Origin of the sequence: Bradyrhizobium jicamae, from assembly GCF_001440395.1 — a bacterium.
In the GTDB taxonomy this organism is placed as follows: domain Bacteria; phylum Pseudomonadota; class Alphaproteobacteria; order Rhizobiales; family Xanthobacteraceae; genus Bradyrhizobium; species Bradyrhizobium jicamae.
Genome location: NZ_LLXZ01000038.1, coordinates 1 through 26,985, shown reverse-complemented (window position 1 = coordinate 26,985; position 26,985 = coordinate 1). Strand labels below are relative to the sequence as shown.

At 61.4% G+C, this 26,985-nt stretch carries 28 protein-coding genes and 1 riboswitch; of the genes, 17 read left to right on the top strand and 11 right to left on the bottom strand.

The genetic code is table 11. The features are described 5' to 3' along the window. Positions 1 to 10 precede the first annotated feature (10 nt). Positions 11 to 1,033 carry an NADP-dependent oxidoreductase gene (locus CQ12_RS06200; RefSeq protein ID WP_057834462.1) on the top strand — a complete coding sequence of 341 codons (1,023 nt, stop codon included), beginning with the start codon at positions 11 to 13 and terminating at the stop codon, positions 1,031 to 1,033. 30 nt (positions 1,034 to 1,063) lie between these two features. Further along, positions 1,064 to 1,834 (top strand): SDR family NAD(P)-dependent oxidoreductase, encoded by a 771-nt coding sequence (locus tag CQ12_RS06195; protein WP_057834461.1) that lies wholly within the window; start codon positions 1,064 to 1,066, stop codon positions 1,832 to 1,834. A 505-nt stretch (positions 1,835 to 2,339) separates the two neighbouring features. Here CQ12_RS06195 and CQ12_RS06190 read toward each other — a convergent pair. From CQ12_RS06190 to CQ12_RS06180, 3 genes are all read right to left on the bottom strand, one after another. Continuing rightward, positions 2,340 to 3,176, bottom strand: coding sequence for a metallophosphoesterase family protein (locus CQ12_RS06190; protein WP_057834460.1), 837 nt, complete (start codon positions 3,174 to 3,176; stop codon positions 2,340 to 2,342). 173 nt (positions 3,177 to 3,349) lie between these two features. After that, positions 3,350 to 4,318: a dienelactone hydrolase family protein gene (locus tag CQ12_RS06185; RefSeq protein WP_057834459.1), complete on the bottom strand. Its 969-nt coding sequence runs from the start codon at positions 4,316 to 4,318 to the stop codon at positions 3,350 to 3,352. Between the two features lie 178 nt (positions 4,319 to 4,496). After that, positions 4,497 to 5,189: an acriflavin resistance protein gene (locus tag CQ12_RS06180; protein WP_245309766.1), complete on the bottom strand. Its 693-nt coding sequence runs from the start codon at positions 5,187 to 5,189 to the stop codon at positions 4,497 to 4,499. A 177-nt stretch (positions 5,190 to 5,366) separates the two neighbouring features. Here CQ12_RS06180 and CQ12_RS06175 point away from each other — a divergent pair, with 177 nt between their 5' ends. Together CQ12_RS06175 and CQ12_RS06170 are read left to right on the top strand one after the other, a co-directional pair. Further along, positions 5,367 to 5,789 carry an MAPEG family protein gene (locus CQ12_RS06175; RefSeq protein ID WP_057834458.1) on the top strand — a complete coding sequence of 141 codons (423 nt, stop codon included), beginning with the start codon at positions 5,367 to 5,369 and terminating at the stop codon, positions 5,787 to 5,789. 71 nt (positions 5,790 to 5,860) lie between these two features. Continuing rightward, positions 5,861 to 7,159 (top strand): RsmB/NOP family class I SAM-dependent RNA methyltransferase, encoded by a 1,299-nt coding sequence (locus CQ12_RS06170; RefSeq protein ID WP_057834457.1) that lies wholly within the window; start codon positions 5,861 to 5,863, stop codon positions 7,157 to 7,159. A 107-nt stretch (positions 7,160 to 7,266) separates the two neighbouring features. Here CQ12_RS06170 and CQ12_RS06165 read toward each other — a convergent pair whose 3' ends face one another. After that, a complete protein-coding gene (locus CQ12_RS06165; RefSeq protein WP_057834456.1) occupies positions 7,267 to 7,599 on the bottom strand; it encodes a DHCW motif cupin fold protein in 333 nt (110 codons plus the stop codon). A gap of 322 nt (positions 7,600 to 7,921) precedes the next feature. On the opposite strand from CQ12_RS06165, the gene guaA reads away from it, so the two are divergent. Continuing rightward, entirely contained in the window at positions 7,922 to 9,517 is a 1,596-nt protein-coding gene (gene guaA / locus CQ12_RS06160; RefSeq protein WP_057834455.1) for a glutamine-hydrolyzing GMP synthase, read from the top strand. Positions 9,518 to 9,561: 44 nt separating this feature from the next. After that, positions 9,562 to 10,461 (top strand): HNH endonuclease, encoded by a 900-nt coding sequence (locus CQ12_RS06155; protein WP_057834454.1) that lies wholly within the window; start codon positions 9,562 to 9,564, stop codon positions 10,459 to 10,461. A gap of 76 nt (positions 10,462 to 10,537) precedes the next feature. On the opposite strand, the gene CQ12_RS06150 is transcribed toward CQ12_RS06155, so the two are convergent. Next, complete coding sequence (locus tag CQ12_RS06150) at positions 10,538 to 10,942, bottom strand: PIN domain-containing protein (RefSeq protein ID WP_057834453.1); 405 nt, start codon at positions 10,940 to 10,942, stop codon at positions 10,538 to 10,540. After that, entirely contained in the window at positions 10,932 to 11,162 is a 231-nt protein-coding gene (locus CQ12_RS06145) for an AbrB/MazE/SpoVT family DNA-binding domain-containing protein (protein ID WP_057834452.1), read from the bottom strand. The genes CQ12_RS06150 and CQ12_RS06145 overlap by 11 nt, the downstream gene beginning before the upstream one ends. Positions 11,163 to 11,299: 137 nt before the next feature. Between CQ12_RS06145 and CQ12_RS06140 the strand changes: the two genes are divergently transcribed. From CQ12_RS06140 to CQ12_RS06090, 10 genes are all read left to right on the top strand, one after another. After that, entirely contained in the window at positions 11,300 to 12,559 is a 1,260-nt protein-coding gene (locus CQ12_RS06140; RefSeq protein ID WP_057834451.1) for a serine hydrolase domain-containing protein, read from the top strand. A 168-nt stretch (positions 12,560 to 12,727) separates the two neighbouring features. Beyond that, complete coding sequence (locus tag CQ12_RS06135) at positions 12,728 to 13,153, top strand: GFA family protein (RefSeq protein WP_057834450.1); 426 nt, start codon at positions 12,728 to 12,730, stop codon at positions 13,151 to 13,153. A gap of 519 nt (positions 13,154 to 13,672) precedes the next feature. Further along, entirely contained in the window at positions 13,673 to 14,926 is a 1,254-nt protein-coding gene (locus tag CQ12_RS06130; RefSeq protein ID WP_057834449.1) for a site-specific integrase, read from the top strand. Between the two features lie 168 nt (positions 14,927 to 15,094). Then, positions 15,095 to 15,670, top strand: coding sequence for a hypothetical protein (locus CQ12_RS06125; RefSeq protein WP_157088029.1), 576 nt, complete (start codon positions 15,095 to 15,097; stop codon positions 15,668 to 15,670). A 107-nt stretch (positions 15,671 to 15,777) separates the two neighbouring features. Then, the gene (locus CQ12_RS06120) at positions 15,778 to 16,077 is read left to right on the top strand and encodes a chaperone modulator CbpM (protein WP_198164081.1); all 300 of its coding nucleotides are present in this window, start codon (positions 15,778 to 15,780) and stop codon (positions 16,075 to 16,077) included. Continuing rightward, entirely contained in the window at positions 16,077 to 16,643 is a 567-nt protein-coding gene (locus CQ12_RS06115; RefSeq protein ID WP_057834447.1) for a TRM11 family methyltransferase, read from the top strand. Before CQ12_RS06120 ends, CQ12_RS06115 begins: the two co-directional genes overlap by 1 nt. Next, entirely contained in the window at positions 16,640 to 17,395 is a 756-nt protein-coding gene (locus CQ12_RS06110; RefSeq protein WP_157088028.1) for a PD-(D/E)XK nuclease family protein, read from the top strand. The genes CQ12_RS06115 and CQ12_RS06110 overlap by 4 nt, the downstream gene beginning before the upstream one ends. A 68-nt stretch (positions 17,396 to 17,463) precedes the next feature. Further along, positions 17,464 to 18,114, top strand: coding sequence for a hypothetical protein (locus CQ12_RS06105; RefSeq protein WP_057834445.1), 651 nt, complete (start codon positions 17,464 to 17,466; stop codon positions 18,112 to 18,114). A 148-nt stretch (positions 18,115 to 18,262) separates the two neighbouring features. Continuing rightward, positions 18,263 to 20,341 (top strand): bifunctional DNA primase/polymerase, encoded by a 2,079-nt coding sequence (locus CQ12_RS06100; protein ID WP_083519147.1) that lies wholly within the window; start codon positions 18,263 to 18,265, stop codon positions 20,339 to 20,341. A 575-nt stretch (positions 20,342 to 20,916) separates the two neighbouring features. Then, positions 20,917 to 21,219 (top strand): hypothetical protein, encoded by a 303-nt coding sequence (locus CQ12_RS06090; protein WP_057834442.1) that lies wholly within the window; start codon positions 20,917 to 20,919, stop codon positions 21,217 to 21,219. A gap of 10 nt (positions 21,220 to 21,229) precedes the next feature. Here CQ12_RS06090 and CQ12_RS43435 read toward each other — a convergent pair whose 3' ends face one another. After that, positions 21,230 to 21,394, bottom strand: coding sequence for a hypothetical protein (locus CQ12_RS43435; RefSeq protein WP_157088027.1), 165 nt, complete (start codon positions 21,392 to 21,394; stop codon positions 21,230 to 21,232). A gap of 505 nt (positions 21,395 to 21,899) precedes the next feature. Between CQ12_RS43435 and CQ12_RS06085 the strand changes: the two genes are divergently transcribed. Continuing rightward, positions 21,900 to 22,352, top strand: coding sequence for a tyrosine-type recombinase/integrase (locus CQ12_RS06085; protein ID WP_198164080.1), 453 nt, complete (start codon positions 21,900 to 21,902; stop codon positions 22,350 to 22,352). Positions 22,353 to 22,617: 265 nt separating this feature from the next. Here CQ12_RS06085 and CQ12_RS44915 read toward each other — a convergent pair whose 3' ends face one another. The 4 genes from CQ12_RS44915 to CQ12_RS06065 form a co-directional block, all read right to left on the bottom strand. After that, positions 22,618 to 22,860, bottom strand: a complete 243-nt coding sequence (locus tag CQ12_RS44915; RefSeq protein WP_057834441.1) for a hypothetical protein — start codon at positions 22,858 to 22,860, stop codon at positions 22,618 to 22,620. A gap of 789 nt (positions 22,861 to 23,649) precedes the next feature. Beyond that, entirely contained in the window at positions 23,650 to 24,222 is a 573-nt protein-coding gene (locus CQ12_RS06075; protein ID WP_057834440.1) for a hypothetical protein, read from the bottom strand. Positions 24,223 to 24,259: 37 nt separating this feature from the next. Continuing rightward, a riboswitch (SAM-I-IV-variant riboswitch) is annotated at positions 24,260 to 24,360 on the bottom strand. Between the two features lie 200 nt (positions 24,361 to 24,560). Beyond that, positions 24,561 to 24,875, bottom strand: a complete 315-nt coding sequence (locus CQ12_RS06070; RefSeq protein ID WP_057834439.1) for a hypothetical protein — start codon at positions 24,873 to 24,875, stop codon at positions 24,561 to 24,563. 458 nt (positions 24,876 to 25,333) lie between these two features. Next, positions 25,334 to 26,572 (bottom strand): adenylate/guanylate cyclase domain-containing protein, encoded by a 1,239-nt coding sequence (locus CQ12_RS06065; RefSeq protein WP_057834438.1) that lies wholly within the window; start codon positions 26,570 to 26,572, stop codon positions 25,334 to 25,336. Positions 26,573 to 26,985: the final 413 nt, after the last annotated feature.

The following is a 26,985-nucleotide window of genomic DNA, read 5'->3' as shown; positions in this document are numbered from 1 at the left end:
GGAACCAACCATGTCCCAAGGCAAACGTATCGTCCTTGCATCCCGTCCCGTCGGCGAACCCAAACCCTCAGACTTTCGCCTCGAAGATTGCCCGGTCCCGACACCGGGCGCAGGCGAAGTTCTCCTCCGCACCATCTGGCTGTCGCTCGATCCCTACATGCGCGGGCGCATGAGCGACGGGCCGTCTTACGCGCAGCCCGTGCCGATCGACGGCGTGATGGAAGGCGGCACCGTCAGCGAGGTGATCGCCTCGAACAATCCCGCCTTCGCCAAGGGCGACATCGTGCTGTCGCGCGCCGGCTGGCAGACGCATGCGATCTCCGACGGCAAGGGCCTGGCGAAGATCGATCCCAAGATCGCACCGATCTCGACCGCGGTCGGCGTGCTCGGCATGCCCGGCATGACCGCCTATACCGGCCTGCTCGATATCGGCAAGCCGCAGGCCGGCGAGACCGTCGTGGTCGCGGCCGCTTCCGGCGCAGTCGGCTCGGCGGTTGGCCAGATCGCGAAGATCAAGGGCGCCCGCGCGATCGGGATTGCCGGCGGCAAGGACAAGTGCGCCTACGTCAAGAACGAGCTCGGCTTCGACGATTGTCTCGATCACCGCGAAACCGATTTCGCCGCGAAGCTGAAATTTGCATGCCCGAAGGGCATCGACGTCTATTTCGAGAACGTCGGTGGGGCCGTGTTCGAGGCGGTGTTTCCGCTGCTCAATGCGTTTGCGCGCGTTCCCGTCTGCGGCCTGATCGCGCACTATAACGATACGCAAGCGGTGGCGCCGAAATGGGCGCCGGCAATGATGCGCGCCGTGCTGACCAAACGGCTCACCATTCGCGGCTTCATCGTCAGCGATTTCGCCGCCCGTCACGCCGACTTCCTGCGCGACATGTCGGGCTGGGTGCGCGAGGGCAAGGTCAAGCACAAGGAGTTCGTCACCGAAGGCCTCGACAGCGCACCTGGCGCGTTCATGGGCCTGTTGAAGGGCGCCAATTTCGGCAAGCAGCTCGTGCGCGTCGGCCCCGACAAGGCGTGAGCCATCACAACATCTCGGAGGAGATGAAGCATGGCTGGTATCCTTGAAGGCAAGATTGCGCTGGTGACCGGCGGCGCTTCGGGCATCGGCCAGGCGACCGCGGTGGTGATGGCGCGCGAGGGCGCGCGGGTGGCGGTGGCCGATCGCGCCGAGGCGGACGCCGCGGCGACAGTCGCGCTGATCAATGCGGCCGGTGGCCAGGCGATCGCCATCGGCGGCGACGTGACGCGTGAAGCCGACGTGGCCGCGATGGTGGCCCGCACGGTCTCGGCCTTCGGCCGGATCGATTGCGCGTTCAACAATGCGGGAATCGCCGGACGCGCCGTCGGCCCGCCAGGCCAGCGTTCACATGAACTCAGCCAGGCGGCGTTTGACACCATGCTGGCCGTGAACCTGACCGGCGTCTTCCTCTGCCTCAAGCACGAAGTCACGCAGATGCTGGCGCAAGGCGGCGGTGGCGCGATCGTCAATACAGCGTCGATCGCCGGCCTGATTGGCCTTGCCACCTCGGCCCATTACGTCGCGGCCAAGCATGGCGTGGTGGGGCTGACCAAGAGCGCGGCGATCGAATACGCTCAGGACGGCATCCGCGTGAACTGCGTCAATCCAGGCTATGTCGCAACCCCGATGACCAGGGAGACGATCGAGGAGCGCGGCGAGGAAATTCTGGCCAAGGTCCCGATGCGGCGCTTCGGCGTTCCCGGCGAGATCGCGGAAGCCGTGGCCTGGATGTGTTCGGACAAGGCGTCGTTCATGACCGGTGCGTCTCATGTGATCGACGGCGGCTACCACGCGGCTTGAGGCCCGGCACTGTGGCCAGCTAACCGCTCGCTGTGACCGTGGAGATCACACAATGTGAACCTCGCGGTCACTTGAGACCGATTGCGGACGTCCTTACCTAAGCATCGTTTGGCGCTGACATCCAATGGAGAAGCCAAATGATGAACTGCAAGAAACTATCGCTCGGCCTGGTTGCCGCCACGATGCTGGCCACTCCCGTAATGGCCCAAGGGGTGTATCGGGAGCCCGGCGTGAGGGGCTTTTACTATCCAAACTCGCGTTACCTCACCGGAGGCTATGGTGTGAGAGCGACGCCCGGACCCGGCTACTATTACGGTAACCGCCTTCGCCCGGCGCCACGCGCAGGTGCGTTTGCGACAGCACCTTGGGACGGCGGCTCCCACTCCTCTTATGGCGGCCTCGTTGATCGCCAGTGGTGATGCACCCTGAGGCGTGATCCCAGAGTCTGTCGATCGAGCTCAGATCAATGCGATGGAGCGGATGACGAAGAAAGTCGCCCGCTCTATTATTTCCTGTCAAACAGCGAATCCACATCGACATCGGTCTGCCCCGGCGCTCTGACGTGGCGGACCTCAAGGGCGTCGGGCTGGAAACGATACTCCACCAGCCCGACTTCCTTGGTGCCGATGACAGGCTGAATTCGTTCGGGAAGGATGAAGCCTGTCGACGGCGCCCAGACGTGCCGCGTGTGCCGATAGGTGAAATCGCGGCGCTGATGAACGTGACCTGAGGCGACCAGCCTCAAATCGACGCCAGCGAACATCTCGATCAGGCTTCTGCGCCGGGGTTGCGGCAAATAGCGGATCGCCGTTTCCTCTGTCTCGGGATCATCGGGCGCATTCAGAAACAGCGGCTTATGCAGAAACAGCGCGACAGGCCTGCCGTTGATGCGCCCAAGTTCTGAGGCCAGCCAGTCGAACTGCTCGGCCTCGCTCTCGATCCCGGTATTCATGATCAGCGAGTTCAGGCCGATAAAGCACCAGCCGGCGGCGTCGAAGCGCCAGCGGTCCTCGCCGATCACGGCCAGATATTTCTGCCGCTCCTGTTCGGTTGCCGGTCGCTTCGGCGCCGCGCCGACTTCCGTCGGATTGTCGCCGACGTCGTGATTGCCGGGCAGGTGCCGGGACGGAACTGGCAGCGCGTCGTGCAGCTCTTTCGCAAATTTCAGGTCGTCCGGACTGGTCGGCGCGTCGTAGGCGAGATCGCCGGTGTTGATCACGAGATCGGGCCGCGTGGCGTCGATATGCTCGCCGACGCGATGAAAATTGTCGGAGAGTCTGGCGAAGCGGGCGGCGCGGCAAAGGTGGGTGTCGGAAATTTGCGTCAGGCGAAATTCGGTCATGCAGTATTCCTTTGGATCCGATCATAGCCGGACCTGAAGTCGGAACGATGACGCTCGTCATACCCCGCGAAAGCGGGGTATCCAGTACGCCGCGGCCCCTCGATTTAATCGCTGGCGTCTCTGGAATACTGGATCATCCGCATTCGCGGATGATGACAGCCGGGACCGCTCGCTCACCCCAGCGTCCGTCGCCAGAACGCCAGCATATCCGCCTTGAACAGTTCTGCATCGCCGTCGCGGCTGCCGATGCGGGCGCCCTTGCGGCCGTAGCCGGCCTTCAGCGCATAGACCATCAGGTCGCGGTCGGTCAGCTTGCTGTCGGCGACACCGTGGAGCGGATGGATGAAGGCGCCGTCATTGGCGATGTAGATCGTCGGCGCGGCGGGGGAGACCGAGGCGTCGGGAACGTTCTCGATGGCCGTGCCGCGGTCAAAGCTGTGCTGCGCGCCGCCGATCAGCCGCATCGTCACTCTTCCGCCGGACAGGCGGATCGCCTGGCAATGGCCCTGCACCTGCATCGGCGAGCACCATTCATCGGCATCGCCCATGATGACGCGGATTTCGGTCTCGTCGACGGATGGGTCGAGGAATTGGTGCCCGCTCCAGGGATAGGCCGCGAGCACGCTGCGAAAGCCGGCGCCGGCGCCGACCACCGCATCGGCAAAGCGGCGCGTCGCCGCCGTCAGCACGGCTGAGCCGCCGCGGCTGTGGCCCTGCGCGCCGATACGCGATGTATCGATTTCGGGATGGGCTGCGAGCACCTTCCAGGCCGCCAGCACGTCGTAGGCGCTGGCGGCGAACGAGAACTGGGTCTGGTTGGCAACGGTGGATGTCACGTCGCGCGCGCCAAACCCGTCGAGCACAAACGCCGCGAAGCCGTCATTGGACACGGTTTCGGCATGCGCCAGATGCGAGGGCGCTACCCCAAGGCTGCCCGGCACCACGATCACCAGTGGCCATTTTCCGTCTGCTTTCCGGCGATCCGAGGCGGGCAGGAACAGCTTGCCGTCAATGATCAGCTTCGGCAGCTCGGAGGCGTTGCTGATGACGTGGAAGTAATTGACTGGATTAGCCGTCGGAATTTCGAAATTCTGCCCTTTGGCGCCGTTGGCGAAGACAATGTCCTGGTCGCGAAATCGCAAAGTTACACTCCTCCTGCGGCTGCTCTTGGTGTGGTAGCCGTCAGGGGTAGAGTAAAGCCCTGGTTGTTCCCGTCAAAGCAATTGTGCCCGGCGGTTTTGCGGCGGCTTGTTTCTCGATGTGAATGGGCAGCGCAGCCACACCATCTGCATGGTGGCGGGCACACCTCGTGCGCATGCGTCAGAGCACGCGATAACGGATCGCGAAGGCGTCGTGGATTTCGGTCGTCACCGCATCGCCGTTGATGGGCACGATGCCGTCGGCCAGATGCCACGGCCCGAACTGCGGCTGATACGAGGGGCTTGCCGGCAGCCGCAGCCGGAATGTGCCTTGGACCCGGCCGGGCAGGATCAGCACCATCGTGCGCTCGGTGGTGCGGTAGTCGAGCGTCACGGTGCCGCGCAGGATGCTGCGGCCGTCGGCCGTCGAGGCCAGCGCCTCCTGAACTTTTGCCAGTTTCTGATTACGGTCGGTCAGCAGTTCGATCTGGATGTCGGCGGCGGTGGTCAGCGTTGCCTGCGGCAGGCGGATCTCAAATTCCACCGCAGGCTTTGCCGGATTGAGGCCGAGATAGGCCTGCGCCGCGTGCCTCATGTCCGAGACCACGAAGGCGAGCAGGACCAGCACCGCGGAAGCCGCCAGCCCGTGCCTGACGAGATCGTGGCGGCTGCGGTGGCCGCTGCGAAAATAGACTGACAGCAGGATCGCGACCGCCAGCGCCGCGGCGATGCCGGCCAGCGCCGACATCACGATGCCGAGGCCGCCATCGGGGCTGTCGCTGAAGCCAACGGCGCGGAGCAGGGAGCTCACGGAGTCGCCGGGCAGCTCGGCGGCGCGGCCGGCGCCGGTCAGGATCGGGGAGGTGATGTTCATCGCCAGCTCGCGGGGGGCTTGAAAGGTCGGTGTGCGACCAGAACTTTTGCAATTCTCGATAGTTGGTCGCAGAGGCTCTCCTCGCGGTTCAAGCGAGCCCGTTAAGTCGATTTGTCAGGCGAGGGACGTCTCGCTATTGCTGTTACGGGCCTCACACGGGCTTTGGGGGAGATTCTCATGTCGGTTCAAATGGTTTTGCTGCCGGTCTTCGTCCTGATCGGGCTTACTTTCTTCCTGATGCTCTGGATGGTGACCGCCCGGACAAAGGCGGTGAAAGCGCGGGAAACCAGTCTGAAGGACATCGCCGCGGGCCAGCCGAAATATCCGTCCCGCGTCGCCCAGATCGGCAATTGCTTCTCGAACCAGTTCGAAGTACCGCTGCTGTTCTACATCCTGATCGCGCTGGCGCTGCCGCTGCGCCGGGCTGATCTGTTCATCGTGCTGATGTCCTGGGTGTTCGTGGTGACACGCTTTGCCCATGCCGGCATTTTCGTCACTTCCAACAACATCCAGCAGCGCAGCCTGGCGTGGTTCGCCGGCGCGCTGGTGCTGCTGGCGATGTGGATCTACTTCGCGCTGAAGCTCCTGCTTCTGATCTGATCTTTGTTTGACGCGTTTTCTACACGCGAACCGGTTCCCACTTCGCTCGAAAACGCTATGGAAAGTCCTGAATGACTCCCGCTGCCCGGCTCTCTGCCGCCATCGAACTGATCGATACCATCGACACTGACCGCGTTCCGGCGGCCAAGGCGCTGAAGGAGTGGGGCACCGCGCACCGCTATGCCGGCTCGGGCGACCGCGCCGCGATCTCCGGCCTGATCTGGGACGTGCTGCGCCGGCGGGCATCGAGCGCCTTTCTGATGGATGCCGACACGTCGCGCGCCCGTGTGCTCGGTATGCTCAGGCTCGAGCGCGGCATGACCACCGAGACGATTTCGGCGCTGTGCGACGGCGGCCGCTTTGCGCCGGAACCGCTGAGCGAGGCCGAACGATCCGCGCTCACCGCGCGCAGCCTCGACGGCGCGCCGCCGCATATCGCCGGTGACTATCCGGAATGGCTCGACCCGCATCTGGCCGCGGTGTTCGGCGACGACCGGGTGGCGGAGGCGACCGCGATGGCCAGCCGCGCGCCGCTCGATCTGCGCGTCAACACGCTGAAGGCCAAACGCGAAAAGGTGCTCGCCTCTCTTTCGCATCTCGGAGCAACGCCGACGCCGTGGTCGCCGATCGGCCTGCGCATCGAGCTTGGCGCCGACGCGCGCAATCCCGGCATTCATGCCGAGGAGGATTTCATCAAGGGCGGCATCGAAGTGCAGGACGAGGGCTCGCAGCTCGCCGCGTTGTTCTCGGCCGCCAAACCCGGCGAGCAGGTGATCGATCTCTGCGCCGGCGCCGGCGGCAAGACGCTGGCGCTTGCGGCGATGATGCAAGGCAAGGGCCGCCTGATCGCGACCGACCGCGACAAGCGCCAGCTCGCACCGATCTACGATCGGCTCTCGCGCGCCGGCGTCCACAATGCCGAAATCCGCGCGCCGAAGGGCGACGCTGATCCATTGGCCGACATCAAGGCGTCAGCCGATCTGGTCCTGATCGATGCGCCCTGCACCGGCACCGGCACCTGGCGCCGGAACCCCGACGCCAAATGGCGCATGCGCCCCGGCGCGCTCGAGGTCCGCTTGAAGGACCAGGCCGAAGTGCTTGATCGCGCAGCCGCGATGGTGAAGCCCGGCGGCCGTATCGCCTATGTCACCTGCTCGGTACTGCCGGCGGAAAACGGCGAGCAGGTGCGCGCTTTCGTGTCGCGTCATGAAGGCTTTTCGATTCAACCTTTGAACGAGACCGCAAGCGTGCTCTGGGACAAGGCGGAAGATTTTGAGAAGGCCGCGCTAAAATCCGCAGAAGGCTGGCTGATGACGCCACGGCGTACCGGCACGGATGGATTCTTCGTCTCGGTGTTGAAGAAGGCGTGACGCTGTTTCCGCGTCATTGCGAGGAGCGCAGCGACGAAGCAATCCATCGCGCCGCATAACGGATAGATGGATTGCTTCGCTCCGCTCGCAATGACGGGGATGGGCCGTCAATCCACAATGAACAACTTCGCGCCGGTCCTGGTCGACGAGCGATGCGCGGCGTCGCCGAAATCCGATACTTGATAACTCATGCCAGCGCGAAGCTTGAACGTCCGCCCGTCGCGCAGCTCGGTGTCGAGCTCGCCTTCCAGCACATAGAGCACGTGGCCGCGGTCGCACCAGTGGTCGGCGAGATAATCAGGCGAATATTCGACCATCCGCACGCGGAGATCGCCGATGTTGAGCGTGCGCCAGCGCGCCTCGCCGGTCTCTCCGGGATGTGTCGTCGCCGCGACCTGGCTCCAGTCGGTGACGGTGAAGGGGAGGGTGGGAATTTTCATGCGGGGATTCCTGAGGGACGGAGAGTGTAGGGTGGGCAAAGCGAAGCGTGCCCACCATCTATCAACAGCATTCGTCGCGAAATGGTGGGCACGCGGAGCTGTCGTCGGGCGCGCATTCGCGCGACCCGGTGGCTTTGCCCACCCTACAATTCCGTCTAATGCGCCAGATGATTGGCCGAGCCCTGCCTGATCCCCCCGATTGGCCGGCACAAATTACGTCAATAATACTTACCTAATATCCCCCTGTCCATGCCCGAGAAAGAATGTGGGTCAGCCCTTTGCCGCGGTTGCGAGGCCGCGCCCCGTCGCGTAATTCCTGTCCATGACAGCAGCACAGAAAGCCCGCGAGTCGACGCCCTCGGTGGCCTCGGCGCATGACAAGATTCTGATCGTCGACTTCGGCAGTCAGGTGACGCAACTGATCGCCCGCCGGGTGCGGGAAGAGGGCGTCTATTCCGAAATCGTGCCGTTCCAGAAGGCCGAGGCCGCCTTCCACGAGATGAAGCCGAAAGCGGTGATCCTCTCCGGCGGCCCGGCCTCCGTGCTTGACGACAACGCGCCGGCCGCGCCGATGCCGATCCTGACCGCCGGCGTTCCGGTGCTCGGCATCTGCTACGGCGAGCAGACCATGGCCCAGCAGCTCGGCGGCACCGTCGAGGGCGGGCACCACCGCGAATTCGGCCGCGCCACCATCGAGGTCACCGACGACTGCGCGCTGTTCGACGGCGTCTGGCAGAAGGGCGGGCGCTACGACGTCTGGATGAGCCACGGCGACCGCGTCACCACGCTGCCTGACGGTTTTCGCGCCGTGGCGCGGGCAACGGGCTCGCCGATCTCGGTGATCGCGGACGACAAGCGCAAATTCTACGCCATGCAGTTCCACCCCGAAGTGGCGCACACGCCCGACGGCGCAAAATTGCTGCGCAATTTCGTCCGCAAGGTCGCAGGCTTCACCGGCGACTGGACCATGCGCGCCTTCCGGGAAGAGGCGATCGAAAAGATCCGCGCGCAAGTCGGCAAGGGCAGGGTGATCTGCGGCCTCTCCGGCGGCGTTGATTCCGCTGTTGCCGCCGTGCTGATCCATGAAGCGATTGGCGACCAGCTCACCTGCGTCTTCGTCGACCACGGCCTGTTGCGGCTGAAGGAAGCCGAGACCGTCGTCGATCTGTTCCGGCATCACTACAACATCCCGCTCGTGCATGTTGACGCATCGAAGCAATTCCTCGGCGAGCTCGAAGGCGTCACCGATCCCGAAATCAAGCGCAAGACCATCGGCCGCCTCTTCATCGACGTGTTCGAGGCCGAAGCGAAGAAGATCGGCGGCGCCGAATTCCTGGCGCAGGGCACGCTCTATCCCGACGTGATCGAGAGCGTTTCCTTCACCGGCGGCCCGTCGGTGACCATCAAGTCGCACCACAATGTCGGCGGTCTTCCTGATCGCATGAACATGAAGCTGGTCGAGCCCTTGCGCGAACTGTTCAAGGACGAGGTCCGCGTGTTGGGCCGCGAACTCGGCCTCCCCGAAATCTTCGTCGGCCGTCACCCGTTCCCGGGCCCCGGCCTCGCCATCCGCTGCCCCGGCGACATCACCAGGGAAAAGCTCGACATCCTCCGCAACGCGGACGCCGTTTATATCGACCAGATCAGGAAGCACGGCCTCTACGACCAGATCTGGCAGGCCTTTGCGGTGCTGCTGCCGGTGAAGACGGTCGGCGTGATGGGCGACGGCAGGACTTACGAATACGTCGTTGGCTTGCGCGCAGTGACCTCCACCGACGGCATGACGGCGGACTTCTATTCGTTCGACATGAAATTCCTCGGCGAAACCGCGACGCGGATCATCAACGAGGTGAAGGGGGTCAACCGGGTGGTGTATGACGTGACGTCAAAGCCGCCGGGGACGATTGAGTGGGAGTAGGGCAAGCATCTCCGGACTAATTGCCGGGACTGCGCGAGAGGGCCATGGGATTTGGAGTCTTCATCCATCGATCCGACTCCATCTACGAGGACAGCCCGGCTGAACAATACCAATTTCCGCGCCAATACTTGCGTCGCGTTGAAGCCTGTATCGGCGACTGGATAATCTACTACGAGCCAAGCAAGGTCGCCGACACGCGCGGCTACTTTGCCATTGCGAGGGTTCGACAAGTTATTCCCGATCCCGGCGCTCCAGAGATGTATCTCGCGTTGATAGAGCCGGGAAGTTATCTCGACTTTGCTAATCCGGTCCCTTTCAACGGAGCGACGGGACCAATTGAGCGGGGTGTCCTAAACGATCAGGGACGGATTTCGGGGCGCGCTCAATCAGCGGTCCGTCCAATCTCTCCCGAAGATTTTAAAAGCATAGTCGAACTCGGATTCGAGGAAACGACACCTCTGTTGCCTCGGTTCGACAATGAAATGCCGCTGCAGGGCCTTGACGAGGAGCAGACACCCTTCAGGTTCGACCAGCGGCGCGACCGCATTAGTGTCACGATGTCGAGGATCTTGCGTGATCGCGTCTTTCGTCGCGTTGTATTGCGTGCCTATGACGAGCGCTGCGCTATTACAGGGCTGAAACTCATCAACGGAAGAGGTCGGGCAGAAGTCGCGGCCGCACATATCCGGCCTGTGGAAGCAAGCGGCCCAGATATTGTCAGCAATGGGATCGCCCTTTCCGGCACTGCGCATTGGATGTTTGATCGTGGCCTTATTAGCTTGGCCGACGACCTAGCGATTCTTATCTCTCGGCAGACAAATGATCCTCAGGGAATACGATCAATCATCAACAAGTCCGGTCGTGCGCTTGCGCCTACTCGTATGTCTGATCGCCCGCACCCGCATTTCTTAAAATGGCACCGAGAGCATTGCTTCAAGCAATAACCGTAAGGTGGATGAGCCGCAGGCTGCGCGGTATCCGCGTGCGTTGAGGTTGGACCACAACAGATACCGCAATCCGTTACATACCACGAAACGGATTGGTGATGCGTAAGCCCTCATCGAGCTTCATGCCATGCTGCATGTCCTCCGACCAAAGCGTGTCGCAACCTCCGTGCAGTGCCGAGGCGGCAATCATCGAGTCATAGATTGAAAGGCCGTAACGTTCGGCAATTCGGAGACCGGCTTCGTGGGTCTCGACGGTGACGGGGTGAACCGTCAGCAGGCCGCGCAACGTGTTCAGCAATGCATGGGTCTCGTCCCAGGACATCTGCATTTTCCGGCGCGCCACGTTGGCAAGTTCGTTCAGAACTTGCACGCTGATTGAGCCGCCGCCGGCAATGATCGCTTCCGCCCGATCGGCCTTGGCGGCATCGCCGGACACGAGGTAGACGAGGACGTTGGTATCGAAAAAACTAACGGGCATTCGCCTCGTCCCTGTCGAACTTGAAATCGGCAGGGAGGCGGCCGCGGAATGCGCGCAGGCGTTTCAATAGCTCGTCGCGCCCGGGCTTGCGCGCCACCCCGAACTGTCGCCTGTCGGTGACGTGGATTTCGATCTCATCGCCTTCCTTGAGTCCGAGCGCTTCGACCACCACGGCGGGAAGGCGAACCGCGAGGCTGTTTCCCCATTTTGCGACCTGCATGCCTAAGTTCTCCATGGATAAACATTTATGATAATGTATATCCATACTCAGCGAAGGTCAAGCAGGCGCAAACGCGGGATGTGCAGTGTGTGACCGCATGATACGACGTCGGTATCGCCGTTTTGGAGTGAGGCTTGATGTCTGCCGTGACCGCCCCTAGCCAATCCGCCCCCACCGCCGCCGAGACCGACCCGCAAACCCTCGGCTGGATGCAGGGCTTCCCGCCGCCACCGGATAAAACCATCACGTTCCATAACGGCTCGTTCCGCAGTTTCCCCGAATTGCGCTGGGCGTGGAGCAATATCCGTCAGCTTGTGCCGACAATAAATGTCTGGCGCGGGGCAGGGCCTGCGTCCGTGTTGCCGCGCGAGGAGCATGATATCGGCGCATCCGCTTCGGTCACCATGGACGGTCGTCCCATGACCTTTGCGCGCATGCTCGCGGAGACCTATGCCGATGGGATCGCCGTGCTGCACCAGGGCAAGCTGATCTACGAGCGCTATTTCGGTGCGCTGAAGCCGCACAAGCCGCACATCGCGATGTCGGTGACGAAATCGTTCACCGGCACGCTCGCCGGCATTCTGGTCGCGGAGGGCAGGATCGATCCGCAGGCACCGGTCACGGACTATGTGCCGGAGCTGAAGGCTAGCGCGTTCGGCGATGCGCGCGTGCACGAGGCGATGGATATGACGACCGGCCTCGAATACACGGAAGTTTATACCGACAAGAATTCCGGCGTGTTCGGACTCAGGCGGGCGAACGGCATGGCGCCGATCGAACCGGGCTATGAGGGCGCGACCAACATTTTCGATTTCCTGTGCACGCAGAAGAAGCAGGGCGAGCACGGCAAGGCCTTTGCCTACAAGACCGTCAATTCCGACGTGCTGGCCTGGATCATCAGGCGGGCGAGCGGGATGACGCTGTCCGATTTGCTCTCCGAGACGATCTGGATTCCAATGGGTGCGGAGGAGGACGCGCATTATCACGTCGACCGCATCGGCACCGAAAGCGGCGGCGGCGGGCTTTCGACGACGCTGCGCGATCTCGCCCGCTTTGGCGAGACGATCCGCAATCACGGCCGCTTTAATGGCCGCCAGATCGTGCCGTCGCAAGTTGTCGAGGACATCGCGCGGGGCGGTGATCCCGAAAAATTCAAGCCGGCCGGCTACACCACCTTGCCCGGCGCCTCGTACCGCAATCAATGGTGGATCACGCACAATGCACACGGCGCCTATATGGCGCGCGGCGTGCACGGGCAGGGCATCTATATCGATCCGAAGGCCGAGATGGTGATCGCCCGCTATGCCTCGCATCCGGCCGCGGGTAACGCCGCCAATGACCCCGTAACGCTGCCGGCCTACATGGCGCTGGCAAAGGATTTGATGGCGGGCGGCTGACGTCGCTGCCCGTTCGGGCGCGGGCCCCGTCGCCCGGGTGAGCGCAGCGACACCCGGGACTGCCGCTCCCGCATGTCGCTGCGCTCATGCGGGCTACGCTGCACGACAACCCCGGACCATCATAAGGTGCTGCGTGCGAGCGGCTCTTGTACAGGAGACACAGGCAACATGGTGGACAACACGAACGTTCGGACTGGGCAGTGCCATTGCGGTGCGGTGCGTTTCGAGGCGACGCTGAGCGACGGTTTCAATTCGATCCTCCGCTGCACGTGCTCCTACTGCCGAATGCGAGGCGCCGTCGTTGTCATGGCGGAAATGGGTGGGATCAAGTTCCTGCAGGGTGAGGATGCGTTGACGAGCTACCGCTTCCACACCGGAGCAGCGCAGCACTTCTTCTGTTCCCGCTGCGGAATCTACACGCATCATCAGCGACGATCGAACCAGAATTCATTTGCCGTAAACGTGGCCTGCCTGGACGGGGTAAGCCCATTCGATTTCCCGGAGGTGCCTGTCACGGATGGCGTCAATCACACGAACGACACCGGTAAGCCAACGCGTCGCGCTGGCACACTTCGCTTCATACCGGCTGACTGACGACCCGCCGTCAGCCGCTCGCAGGCCGAAAATGCCACGACAACCAAATCACTTCTGATTTTCCGAAATCGTGTCAAGGCCGCAAATCAAAAATATTCCGCTTTCGTTCTGACCCAAATCAGTCGCATAAGTCCGCTTGTCTCACGGCGGATGAGGGGCGCTCGCGATCGTCACGAACGTGCGGTGAGATGCGGTGGACGCTGAATGCGCACTCGACGTACGCGCCGGAAGCGTACGGCGAAGTCGTGTGGTTCGGGCGCCGCGGTGCTGGCGTTAAGTCCTGAGAAGCGAAGCTTCTCAAAGGCGACGGAGGCAAAAGAGCCGTTCTCCGGGAAGAGCACGAAGTAAGCCGTAAAGCCATTGCGCAGGGAAAATAAATAGTCCCATGAAGTTCTATGGAGTCGTGTGGACTCCGCAAGCCATTGATCACCCGAGCAATATCCCCATAACGTGTCACACGGCTCCACGGGCCTTCACAGACACGATCGCGACACTTCGCGGGAACGGGGACACGATCTGATGGCACGCAAAGTCAGCTTCAGCGCACTGGAAAGCCGCAGCGCACGCTTGCGGTTGAAAATTCGCCGAAGGCCCTACAGCGGTCCGTCCCTGGCTCGGGGCATTTCGCTGATGTACCGCCGCAACAAGACTAACGGCACCTGGGTGCTGAAGGCCAGCAACGGCCACGGTTCGTACTGGACCAAAGGGTTTGCTCTAGCCGACGATTTCGAGGATGCCGACGCCAAGAATGTGCTGACGTTCTATCAGGCGCAGGATCAAGCGAAGAAGCTGGCGCGTGGTGGTGACGGCGGCACCGATGGCGCTCCGATCACCGTGGATAGCGCGCTCAAGGACTACAAGCGCGATCTCGAGGCGCGCGGTGCGAATCCCTACAACGCGGAATCCCCGCGCGTGCATCTGACCCCGGTGCTGCTGGCCAAGCCCGTGGCGTTGCTCGCCGCAACCGAGTTGAAGAAGTGGCGCGACAGCCTGATCGGCAAGCTCGCGCCCGCCACGATCAATCGCGTCTGCAGATGCCTGTGCGCCGCGTTGGAATTGGCGAGGCAGCACGACGAGCGAATTGCCAATCGGCAGGCATGGGAAGTCGGGCTCGCCAATTTGCCGGACGCGCAGGAGGTGCGCAACGTGATCCTGTCTGACGACAAGGTCCGCGAGTTTGTCAGCACGGCCTATGCGCTCGATGACAGACTTGGTCTGCTCACCGACGTTCTGGCAATCACTGGCGCAAGGCCATCGCAGGCTGTCCGCTTGCGCGTTGAGGATTTGCACGATCACCCCGTGCGGCCAAAGCTGATGATGCCGAAATCTGCCAAGGGCGGTGGCCGCAACCGCGCAAAGAAGAAGGCTGAACGCTTTTCGGTGCCGATCACCGTGCAACTGGCGGCGAGATTGAAAGCGGCAGCCCGAGGCCGCGCCAGCGATGCGCCGTTACTTTTGCAGAGCGACGGCGCACCGTGGGGCGACAACCCCGGCCAGAGCTATCATCGCCACATCGACAGCGTCGTCACCGCCATCGGGCTCGATCCCGCTGAGGTGACGATGTACTGTCTGCGACACTCCAGCATCGTTCGCATGCTGCTGCGAAACGTGCCGATCAGGTTGGTGGCGTCGCTGCACAACACCAGCGTCGCGATGATCGAAAAGCATTATTCGAGGTATATCACCGAGCATTCCATCGACAACATCACGCGCGTCGGACTGTTGTCGGAACCTACGCCAGCCGCTGACAATGTAGTCGCATTGGCGCGATGAGAGATGGTTCAACGCACGCCGCTCGGAACTCGGGGCAATTCGTCAGGCTTGGAGGCGAGGTGTCCCGGGCGTAAGCTGACCTCAAGCGCGGATAGGAGGCATCCGACAGGCTGGCTCGCACCGCCAGTTTCCGCGCGCCTAAGGGTGCTCGTTCGCGAGGTGCACGCGATGGGTAGGAAAAGCCAGGCGAACAAATCCACTTTTCCGGGCAAATACACAGGGGAGCTTGCTACTCCGATTTACGAGCCGGGGGGAGGCCTTGGCGGAAGCAAGGCCGAGGCCGATCGACGGATCTTCGAACAACGAGTTCTCAAAATGGAGAAGTTGTTCGATTTGTACTCGATCGGTCGAGATGACCCTGATCCCGGGATGTCTTTGGCAGCAAAGCTTGCAGTGGCGCACGTGCCGGGAATGCAAGTTCGTCACGAAATCCGTAAGAAGCGAGGACGAAAGCCGAGCTGGAACAACGGCTTGGGGATTGATCTCGTTCGAGAAGTCGATGCCCTGCAGCAAACCAAGAAAATGAACTACCAGCAGGCCATCGCGGAGCTTCGAAAGGATAAGGAGAAGCCGTGGCGGACTTACACGCTTCCCAACCTCATCACTCGCCATCGAGAAGCACGTAGGGCGGAACAACATCGTCGCCGCTTGGTCGAACAATTAGAGGCGTCGCCATTGTCGCAAGCCATGGGGGCAGTATTCGGGATCGGTCTGACCGGCGGAAATTCAAGCGATCAAAATTAGTCGGCGACAAAAATCATCGCGATAATTTTTCCGTCGGCGGCCCACTCATACTCTTCGGTTGTCCATGTCACTGATCATGGACAGCAATGGAGAACGTGGAGCCGAGCATGCCGAAATCCCGCACCCAATTCGCTGCCGTCTCGCCGCCGCCAACGCCGCGCCTAGCGCTCAGTATTCGGGAGTTTTGCGAGGCTCACGGCATCAGTGAGGGATTCTTCTACAAGCTGAAAAAGCAAGGTGAAGGCCCGCGCGAGATGAAAGTTGGCGCGCGCACGCTGATCTCGTTTGAATCTGCGGCGGAATGGCGTCTGGCGCAGGAAAACCGACACGGTCGAGGCAACCGCGGCGTTCGATTTGACGATCGGCCCGCGCCCGACACCCGGCACATCACTGACGGGGTGCCGTGATGCTGATCCGTCATCCCGATTCCGCGCGCGGTAAGGATCTGTACGAAACGCCCGAGGCTGCCACGCTTGCGCTTCTCGCCGTCGAGACGCTGCCGCCGAAGATCCTGGAGCCGGCCTGTGGTCGCGGCGCCATCAGCAAGGTGCTGCGCAACGCCGGTCACACCGTCGTCGAGAACGACATCGTCGATTACGGCCTTGGTCAGGACCGTGTGCAGGATTTCCTGGACATCAAACAGGCCGAGATCGACGCCGTCGATGCCGTGGTTACGAATCCGCCGTACCGCTTGGCGCAGCCATTCGTTCGACACGCGCTGACCCTCTGCCCGCGCGTGTTCATGCTGCTGAGGTTGACGTTCTATGAAAGCGAGCGTCGCAGGGACGTGCTGGAAGGCGCCGGGCTCATTCGCGTGCACGTGTTTCGCAATCGTTTGCCGATGATGCACCGCGACGGCTGGACCGGAAACCGTGCTTCCAATTCCGTGGCATTTGCCTGGTTCGTTTGGGAGCGCGGTTTTCTGGACAATCCCGAACTTGATCGGATCTCGTGGAGCCGAGGTGCGTCATGACCGCAGGAGAGCGCTGCACGCACGCTATCGGCTACGATCATCACTCGGCGAGCTCGACCACCCTTTTTTGCGCCAGTCCTGCCATGTGGGTGCTGGAGAAGGTTCTGGGAGTCCGGCAGCCCGTTGGTGCGCCGGCGCACCGTGGCGTTGCCGTCGAGGAAGGCGTTACGTATGGCATTATGAACCCTGACGCGTCGCTCGACGAATGCGTCAAGGTCGCCGTCGTCAGATACGACACCCTCACTGCGCTGTCGCCCGATGCCCGGCGCGAGAGGTATCGCGAAACAATCTCCGACAGCGTCGACCACGCGCTGGCGGAATTGCGCCCGTACGGCGCTCCCTCGCGCGTGCAGGGCCGCGTTGAGTGGAGGCCGGATGGTCTGCGCCTGCCGGTCATTGGCTTCTTTGATTTCGAATGGGCACAGCACGGAATCATTGTCGATCTGAAGACCACCGAAAAGTTGCCGTCGCAGATCAAGGCTTCGCACGCGCGGCAGGCAGCATTCTACGCAGCATCAGGCAACATGGCGGCGCGGCTGACGTACGCTACGCCTATGAAGTGCGCGACCTACGCGCTTGAAAATATCCGCGAGCATCGTGAGGCGCTGCGCCAGATCGCGGTGAGGATCGAGAATTTTCTCGCGCTTTCCGACGATCCCGAATTTTTCAAGAGCATCACAGTTCCGGATTTGGACAGCTTCTATTGGGGTGGTCGCGCCAGACAGTTCGCCTACGAGCATTGGCAGATCTGAATTCCCGCAGAAATCGGGATTGGCAAATGCTTCGGGCCTGATCGAAGCAACAACGATAGAGGTTTATCATGAAGAATATACTTGGATTCTCGACCGCGCCGTCGGAGACCGGCGACTTCACACGGATCGTCAAGTACGACGCTCGCGCCGGCCGGATGTTCCGAATCGATCGGATCGAGAACAACAGTAGCTTTGAGAACAAAGCTGTCGACATCACTCAGTCGTTCAAAGCGATTGCCGATTTCGAAAATATGGAAACCGGCTATGTGCTGTTCGCTCCCGGTATTGCGCCGGACTTCAAGCTGGTTCGGATCGGCAACGAGTTTCCCGATCGTCCGAGCGACAAGCACAAGCACGGCGTCAGGTTGATGATCAAGCTTGCGAAGGACTGCAGCGGCGACAAGCCCATCCGCGAGATGGCCGGCACGTCCAAGTCGTTCCTCGCGGGCGTCGAGGCTGTGTATACGCGCTATCTGGCGGAGAAGGACGATCATCCCGGCAAGTTACCGATTATCGTCTTGGAAAAGACGACGCCCGTCAGGTCCGGAACTGGCGAGCATTCTTCGACCAACTATCAGCCGACGTTCAAGATCGTCGGATGGGCACCGCGTGGTGATCTGGGTGGCGTTGCACCGTCTGACGGCGGCCCGCCTGTTACCGGCTCGACGCAGGTTGATGCGCCGAAAGCTGACGAAACCGTCAACGCTGACGACTTCTAGCGCCGGTGGGGCCAGGAAGGTTGCACCCGACCTGGCCCCGGCACCACTGACGTTCCCCGCGATGTGAACTCCCGAGCAACGCACATAGGTGCGCTTTGGCTTTATCGAAAAAAACACGCCTTGCGCAATTGCTCGGGAAGGGGGCGCCATGATGGGGCCCGCTTCGATTCCTGAGTTTGACCCTGATTTCGCGAGTCCCGCGGAATGGGCTGCCATGTACCGTGCCTGCGGCCTGCAGGTTATCCCGTGCTTTGCTCCATCTGAGGTAACGAAGGGTGGCTCGTGGAAACGCCCGAAGCTCTCGGAGTGGGCTGAATTTCAGGGAGACCTCGTTCCCGATGCCGTATTCGCGCGGTGGTATGGCGCCGCTGGCGAGCACGCGGCCCGCGACAACATGGGCATGTTGACCGGCCGGGCTAGTGGCAATGTCTTTGTCATCGATTTGGACGATCAGAAGGGGCCCGCAGCCGATAATTGGTGGCGGGGCGTCCTCGCCGTCGAGAACAACGGCATCGAGCCGGAGACGTGCCGGCAGCAGACCGGCGGCGGCGGTCGGCAACTCCTGTTTCGGGCTCGTCCGGACTGGCAAGCTCCAACCAACAGGACGCCCGTCGGCGTCGATATTCGTGGCCAGGGTGGCTTTGCGGTGCTGCCAGCGTCATTGCACGAGAGTGGCCGCCGCTATCGGTGGGTTCCCGGCTGCGCGCCCTACGAAATCGAGATCGCGTTGGCGCCGGAGTGGCTGTTGGTCGCCGTCGACGCGCTGGTGGCCCAGCATGGTGGCGACAAGGGCGGCGGCACGCGCAGGGAACAGACAGTTCCATCTGGCGGCGACTACGACGCGTTCGGTCACCAGCGCGACGGACGCGAATGGAAAATGACCCGGCTGATCTATGCCGCTGTGATCGATTGGTACCGGGAGTGTCCGATCAGGCCTGGCGAGGCCGAGGAGCGGGCAAAGGCACTCGAAAAATACCTGATCTACGAAAGCCTCGTTGTCAGCCGCCTAACCGATCCGCGCAAGACCAAAGCTGAATTGCTGGAAGAGGAAGGTCGCGGATGGACGCTGTTCTGGCAGAAGTGGCAGGCCCTGATGAGAAAATGGGAAGGCAGGGTGGCGGAGAGGGCCCGCAAGCCGAAACCGCCCCCCTTCGGATTTGAGCCGCTCCCGGAGGAATCCAAACTCGATATTGGCCAGCCGTTGCCGCTGCTGCTGAGTGCGGAACAGTTTGTGGCGGGGTTCTCGCCGCCGGCCTATCTGGTCGACGGTGTCCTGCAATGTGGCTACCTGTACAGCCTTACGGCACGCACTGGTCACGGCAAGACGGCGGTCGCCATGTACGTCGCGCAGGCGATAGCCCGTGGCGTGCCGATGCACGGCAACGAGGTCAAGGAAGGGACGGTCCTGCTGCTGGCTGGAGAGAATCCTGATGACATCAGGGCGCGGTTCCTAGTGCTGGCCGACGCTTATGACTTCAAGGCCGAAGACCTCAAGATGCGGTTTGTGGACGGGGTTATCGACATTGCCGCCAAGATGCCGGAGATCAGGGCCGAGGCAGCAAAGATCGGCGATCTCGTCCTGGTCATCGTGGACACGGGTGCGGCCTACTTCCCCGGCGACGAAACCAACAGCAATTCTCAGCAGGGGGCGTATGCCCGGCTGTTGCGGCAACTGACCTTCCTGCCCGGCAAACCGGCCGTGCTGGTCAATTGTCACCCTGTTAAGAACGCCTTACGTGACAACCTGCTGCCGATGGGGGGCAGCGCCTTCCTGAACGAGGTCGACGGCAACCTGACGCTCTGGGCGTCAGCCGAACGGCAGACCACGCTGCATTGGCAGGGCAAGTTCCGCGGGCCGGAATTCGAACCGATGACGTTCGAGTTGGACATCGCCGACAGCGCCAGAGTGACCGACGCGGCGGGGCGCCTCATGCCATCCGTCGTCGCTAAGCCTGTCTCCGAGCTCAAGCTGCAAATGGAAGAGGGCAAGCAGGAGAGCGAAGAGAACATGCTCCTGCGAGCGGTTGCCACCAACCGGAACAGCTCGATTGCAAACCTTGCCATCAGTTGCGGATTCGTAGGCGCGACCGGCAAACCGCAAAAATCGAAGGTGTTCGCCATATGTAGTCGGCTGGTCGACGAGAAGTTACTGGAGCGCCGCGGTAACAAGTACCGGATCACACCAAAGGGCAAGCGTGAGATTGGCTGGAAGGACGATAACGAGTGAGCTGTTGAACCGCCAACCACCTGAACGATCGCTTGAACGACGAGGGGTCGAAAAACAGGCCGTTCGTTCGCCCTGAACGCTGGTCTGAACGATAAGAGCGAATTGGACTCAACCCATTGAAATATCATCGTTCACGCTTGAACGGCTTGCCGACGAACGCTCCACGCCCGTGGAGGAGCGTTCGTTCGCAGCGTTAGCGTAGCGTTAGCGTCCCCTAGTTTTTGAATGTTTGGAGCAGCGGATGGCGCAGCCGAACTTGAGTCCTAGCAAAGCGGGAAGGCCATGATGAGGGAGAGATCTCAAGAACGTTCAACATGTCGAGCGAGCCGCACCCTAAAAAACAGCGGCGGGCGATCCTCGCGGCAATCGCACCCCGCGACCTCCTAGCCTTGAGCCTTACCCGGGGAGAGCCATATCGCATCGCGTATGAAAGCGTGGGGGTTCGGAATTTAAAAGGTGACGGGATTGAATCCCTTGGGACGACCAACTGCGCTATAGTCAAGCTATCCTTCAAAGCCGAGCGCTCCTGAAACTGGACCGGGACGCGCAGGAACTGGCGTCTGAGGCGAAGCGACATGCAGGTTAAAGAAACCGTAAAAAACCCGCGCCCCGGTGATGGCACGCCCGGACCAGGGCGGCCCAAAGGGGTACCGAATAGGGCCACTGCCTTGCTCAAGGACGCGATCTTGAAGGCGGCCGAAACCGCGGGCGGCGGCGAGCCCGACGGCCTCGTGAACTATCTCATGGTACAGGCGAGGGAGAACCCCGGACCTTTCATGTCGTTGTTGGGCAAGGTGCTGCCGACGCAGGTTTCGGGCGAGGACAAGGATATCCGCGTCACCATCAGGCAGATCGTCGAGGGCGGCGATAAGGATTGACGTCGGTCGGCTAACCGGCGGCACGGCGCGCCTGAGTGGGAAGATGATATGCGTCGGCAGCGTCACGCCTGACGAAGTGGCCCTTGGCAAGCTTCTGCAGGATCGGCGGAAGTATCTTGTCGGGCTTGGTCGCGGCCGTCACCAGCTTCGAATTGCCAAGCTGCTTGCCCTGCACTTTCTGGCAGCGCGCTCCTTCTCGGCCAGCGCGGCGTAGTGGTTAGCAGGAGTAGATCGACGTCGGCGCCCGCTCGGTGACAGCTGCGCTCATCAGCTTGCTGACGAAGTGAACGTCGCGGCCGAGACCTCAGGCAACAGACGAATTTGATTCCCGACTAGCAGGCGCCGGAGGAAACTCAAATCCGGACGGCTATTGCCTGCTTTCGCACGCGAAGCCGCAGTCGACCTAAATCATGATGCTGAAATACGATGTGTGCGGCCGCTATCTTGTTTGACACTGTTCGTAAAAAGAGCATGATACGAACAGTCATCCTGCGCGGGGGCCGATAGATATGGCGAAATCCCATCTCCAACTGGTCGCACCAACCACCGAAATACGAACAGTCAGACCGACGCGCCGCCCCAATGCCGAGCTGCGCAGTCGCGAGCATCTGACCGAGACCGAAGTGGAGCGGCTGGTCCAGGCCGCGACGGGCAATCGGTGAGGACACCGCGACAGCACGATGATCCTTGTGGCGTGGCGGCATGGTCTGCGGGTGTCTGAACTGGTCGACCTGCGTTGGGACCAAATCGATTTTGTCAGCGCCACGCTGCATGTCCGCCGGGTTAAGCGGGGCACTCCGGCCACGCACCCGATTATGGGGGACGAGCTGCGGGCGCTGCGCAGGTTGCAGCGAGAACAGCAGCCGAAATCGCCGTTTGTGTTTACCAGCGAGCGGGCTGGACCGTTCACGACCGCCGGGTTCGCCCGGATGATGGAGCGGGCTGGCGTCGAAGCGAAGTTGTCGTTCAAGGCCCACCCGCACATGCTGCGTCATGCTTGCGGGTTTGCCTTGGCCAACAAGGGCCACGATACGCGAGGCTTGCAGGCCTATCTCGGCCACAGGAACATCCAGCACACCGTGAGGTACACGGAGCTATCACCGACCCGGTTTAAGGATTTCTGGAGAAGCTGAAGACATTGGATTTTTTTGCAACTGGCGCATGACGAGGCAACTACCGCAAATCATGGTCGTTCCGGTCGGGAGAATAGGGCGCTCGACCCCGGGTCCGGGTGATCGGGATTCAGATCAAGCAGGTACTGCTACCGGTGACCTGGTTAACACTGCAATTCGCAGAACTGTCGTTTGTTAATTGTCGGTTTCATCAGTTTTGGCAGTTCGTCGGTTATGAGAGTAGCCTGACCCAAAGGCTAGAGAGCGACCCAGCGGGCCATATGCCCTAGGCGTCAACTTCTTGGACGAGAGAGGGCCAGTCATGTTCCGTAAAGTCATGATCGCGTTGTTGGCGACCGCAGCACTTGGAATTCTTGCGCCCGACGTTGTGTCGGCGCGCGGTGGCGGTGGCGGCTTTCATGGCGTCGGTGGTGGTGGCGGCTTTCATGGCGGCGGTGGCGGCTTCCACGGCCGCTTCGGCGTCGGTGGTTTCTACAGAGGTGGCGGCTTTGGTAGAGGCGGTTTTCACGCCGCGAGATTTAGTGGCGGCCGTTTTCGCGGCGCGGCGATAGACAGGCGGACATTCCGGGCCGGCTTCCGGGCCGGTCTAATCGCCGGAACCAGCCGCTCGGCCAGGCAGATGACAGGGCGGCGGGAGGTGATGCGGTGTCTCACGTCGGACTGTAGCTCATGGCACCGTTATAGCGAGTAGTTCGACCACTGCCGATCGCGTCAGGTACCGGTACCGGTCGCTTCCCCACATTTTCGCGAAACCCCGGACCCCTTTCGCGCTGCAATAGGTGATCCGATGGAAGCCCCACTCTGCTGAACCTGCGGCGAGCGCCACTGGTCGAGGCTCTGCCACGACGCGAACACTGTAACGCCAGCCGTCGCAAAACTTGTAACGGCGGCCGTACTGTAACGCCGACCGTTACTCCGAAAACCATGGCCATCGCGGTCGCGTGCTCGCAGTGCCTGCTCAACGCGGCTGAGATCAAGCGGCTCAAGAAGGCATTGGCCGAGGCGCACCTGAAGACCATGCCGATGACCGGGGCCGAACGGGTCCGCAAACACCGCGCTAGGAAGCCCTGGGGCCACGCTCGCGGCGCGACGGTCATGTCGGTCACCGATCAGCGGCAAGCGCTCCCCGGGTCCGATGATCGGGTTTCAGATCAAGCAGGTACCGCTACCGGTTATTGCCCCATCTTCTCGCGATCCCCGCGAGTTTCGCCGAGTGGCGACGCGGAACTTCGATGGAAGGCGGCCTCTGCAGAACCTGGCACTGAGAGCCAGTACCGGCGGCCCGGGCATACCAAAGCTACTCGCCTTTCGCGATCCTGATCGGCAACTTGAGATCAAGCAGCCGCGCCTGCAGAAGCGACAGCGAAAGCATGTCCTTCGCGTTGACGTAATGGGTGCTATCGCCGGGATGAGACCCCACGTTGAACTCGAGGTGCGGTCCGCGCCCCGAGCCGCGCGAAGGGCCGAGATCAATTCTTTGGAGCAGGTGATAAGCCCTAGCAAGCGGGCCACTGGTGATGTCAAACCAATCCTCCCAATAGCGCCTTTGGACAGGCTTATCGAAATCTCCCGGCTGAATGCAGTGAGAGGAACAGAGCTTCTCGATCTCCACGTCGGTCAGGTGCGGGATGCCCTCTTTAACAAAAAATTCTCTCCACGTCGGCGGGGGCGGCGGAAAGCTCCACGGGCCAAGGGTAAGCTGATAGCCGTCGTCGGGAATTTCATGCCAATACATGGTCTCGACCACTTCCGATGGCGACGCCATCAGGGGCTCGTTTGTCCGCTGTATGAACGAGCGCGCATCCTTCACGAACGCCGCTGTCAGCACGGCGCCGGCACCAATCAGAAATCCACGTCGGGACTGCAGCATAAAAAAATCCTCCAAGACGGCACACGCATCTGGAGGACTGGCGACCTACTGTTGCCCTCGCGGGCCACATCGTCGTGCCACCGTTGCCGGTCTAAAGGCTGGTTGGCGGGGCCGTCAGGCCCTCTCAGGATGCAATTGATCCAATATCATAATCTTTGGGGAGTTCAAAGCGTCGAGCCGCTCGACAGCCACCGACGTCGGGGAGCTGTTCTCGGATAAGACCAACCACGCGTGATCTGAAGCATGCTTTTGCTATTGCGGCGGGGAGGGGAAAAATGTGCGGAAAGCATGCTTTCGATTTTGCTGCTATCACGGCCGGGTGTGTCTCAGTTTGAAATTTAGTCGTCCTTTTCCCACTTATCCATTTGCAGGCAGGTCAAAAGGCTCACATAGCTGGGGTCACCGCCGATACCCTCCAGCGGAATGCATTGCGCCTTGCTGGCGGCCGAGAATTTGGACCACTGGCCCCCTAATTGCTGCCGGGCCCTGTTTTCATCGTCCACGCAGTTGTTGAGGGACTGCTGAACTGAATCGCTGGCCGTCGCGGCCGTATCCAATTTGCAGCTTCGGGCGATGTGGAACGTAGGCATCTGATCGGCCACTGCGACGACAAGATGAGCCCCCGCGACGATCGTAGAAATCGAAATCGCCATAATCGGTCCCCCCTTCTTGCTACGCTCATCGGGGGCGCTGCGATCGGGGCAGAAGGCGTTGATACTCGCTTATCACGGCTCCGAACCACGACGGACATCATGGCCCAATCGAGACGGTATGGAAGACGCTAAATGGCGAAGGCACCTGCAGATTTGAAATCATTGGCACGCGCTCACACGGCGATGGCGGTGAACGTGCTGTTTGGGATGCATCCGTAAGGGGGTAGGGGGCTCGACCCCACCCCGGTTTCCCGGGATCGCAATCGAGCAGGTACCGGTACCGGTTACTGCCCCATTTTTTCGCGAGCCAAAATCGCAGCGCCCATTTCGTCAGACTAGAGAGAAACGTCCGCTTGGCCTCAATAGCGGCTCGAGAGCGGACAATCCTGGACCGCTGCTTTGGGCCAACAGGCGACGTTCTCAAACGAAACTACGAGCCGACATTCTGCGGTTCAGTGTCATACCCCGCCTTGCAGGAAATACGTCATGCGCTGCAAGTGGCCCTTAATTTCGATTTCCCCACGGGGCACCACACGATAACGGGCCGGAAGCAACTCCTTGGTCTCCGCTGAGATCTGAATTTCGTCCGGCAGGCCGCCAGACTCCATTCGGCTTGCAACGTTCACAGTGTCACCCCATAGGTCGTACGCAAATTTTTGTCTGCCAATCACACCTGCGACAACCTCGCCCGAGTGCACGCCTATGCGCAGCTTGAGTTCTAGATGATGATCCTGACAAAACTCGACGAATGCCATCCGCATATCTAGGGCGAGGTCGGCTATTGCCGCGACGTGGTCGCGCTTATTGCCAGATAGCCCCGCCGCAGCCATGTAAGCGTCGCCGATCGTCTTGATCTTCTCGGCACGATGCTGCTCAACCAGGTTGTCGAAACGCGAAAACAAGTCGTTGAGAAGATTGACCAGGTCGTTTGCCCGCAGCTTTCTCGACAGTTCGGTGAATCCGACGAGATCGGCGAACAACACCGTGACCGATCCACAGTGATCGGCCAGCGGCTCTTCTCCCGCTTTCAGCCGTTCCGCGATCTCTGCCGGAAGGACGTTGAGCAGTAGCTTTTCCGAGCGGGTCTTTTCGGCCTCGAGCAATTGCTCAAGCTGGAAGGCATGTCGATTAATGACATCAAGCAAATAGGCAAAGCCCACGGCAAAGCCCGCGCCGCCCACAATCCACGAGAAGGCGTTGACGATTTCCAACCTCGTCGCCCCAGCGAGAGTCATGACCAATAGGGGGCCGAGTACGAGCGGCGTCAGAATAACGGCCGCTTGCATTGCCCCGTTAACGAGGACGGGGATGAAGATCATACCTAGCAAAAAGCCGGAAACGCCTGCAAGAAATCCGTTCGGCAACTTGGCTAAGATTAGGCTCCAACCGATGCCCAGCAATGTGTAGACCACGATGTACTGAATCATTAGGTACCGCGGCGTTCGCAGTGACGGCACGAAGGTAATGACAAGCACAACGGCGAACATCGCGATGATCGCTAAGCGGATGGGTGCCGTTCTGGGCAGCGCCTCTGGATCGAGCAGTAGATCCCAGAACTGATAACCGACGAACGAGGCGATGCCGATAATGCATGCAAGTCGCTGCAGCAGAATTATGCGCGGCGTCATGCATTGTACGTAGGTGCGCTCGAGTTGCGGGGTGAAACGAATTGGGCGCCAAGCGAGGTTCGGGCTCATGGCAAGCTCATACTTGGACGTTGCAGGTTTCGAGACGCGACCGATTCCGACGACAAATCGGGTAAAGGCAATTGCTGCAGCCACGTGGCTAACGGCCAAAAGGCGTCGCAACGCCCATGAGCTTAACGCCCCGCCACTAGCACCGATGGTAAGCAGTTTTCGTCATTATACCAAGCGTTAGTCCGCTCCGGGTCCGAAGCGGTAAGGCTCAGAGCGATCGAACGTTTTCCGGTTTGCGCTTCAAAGCAGACGCGAGGCGTTTATGAGGACGCGCCCTCAGGCGCGCCACTGCGTTAGTCTAGCAGCCATGGATCTTCGGCTGGGCAGGCAGCAGGGACGCCCGCGAAAATGGAGACGGCCCCGCGTGAGTGGAGCCGTCTCCCGCTCACTGCGGACAGGCCGTCGGTGAGCGC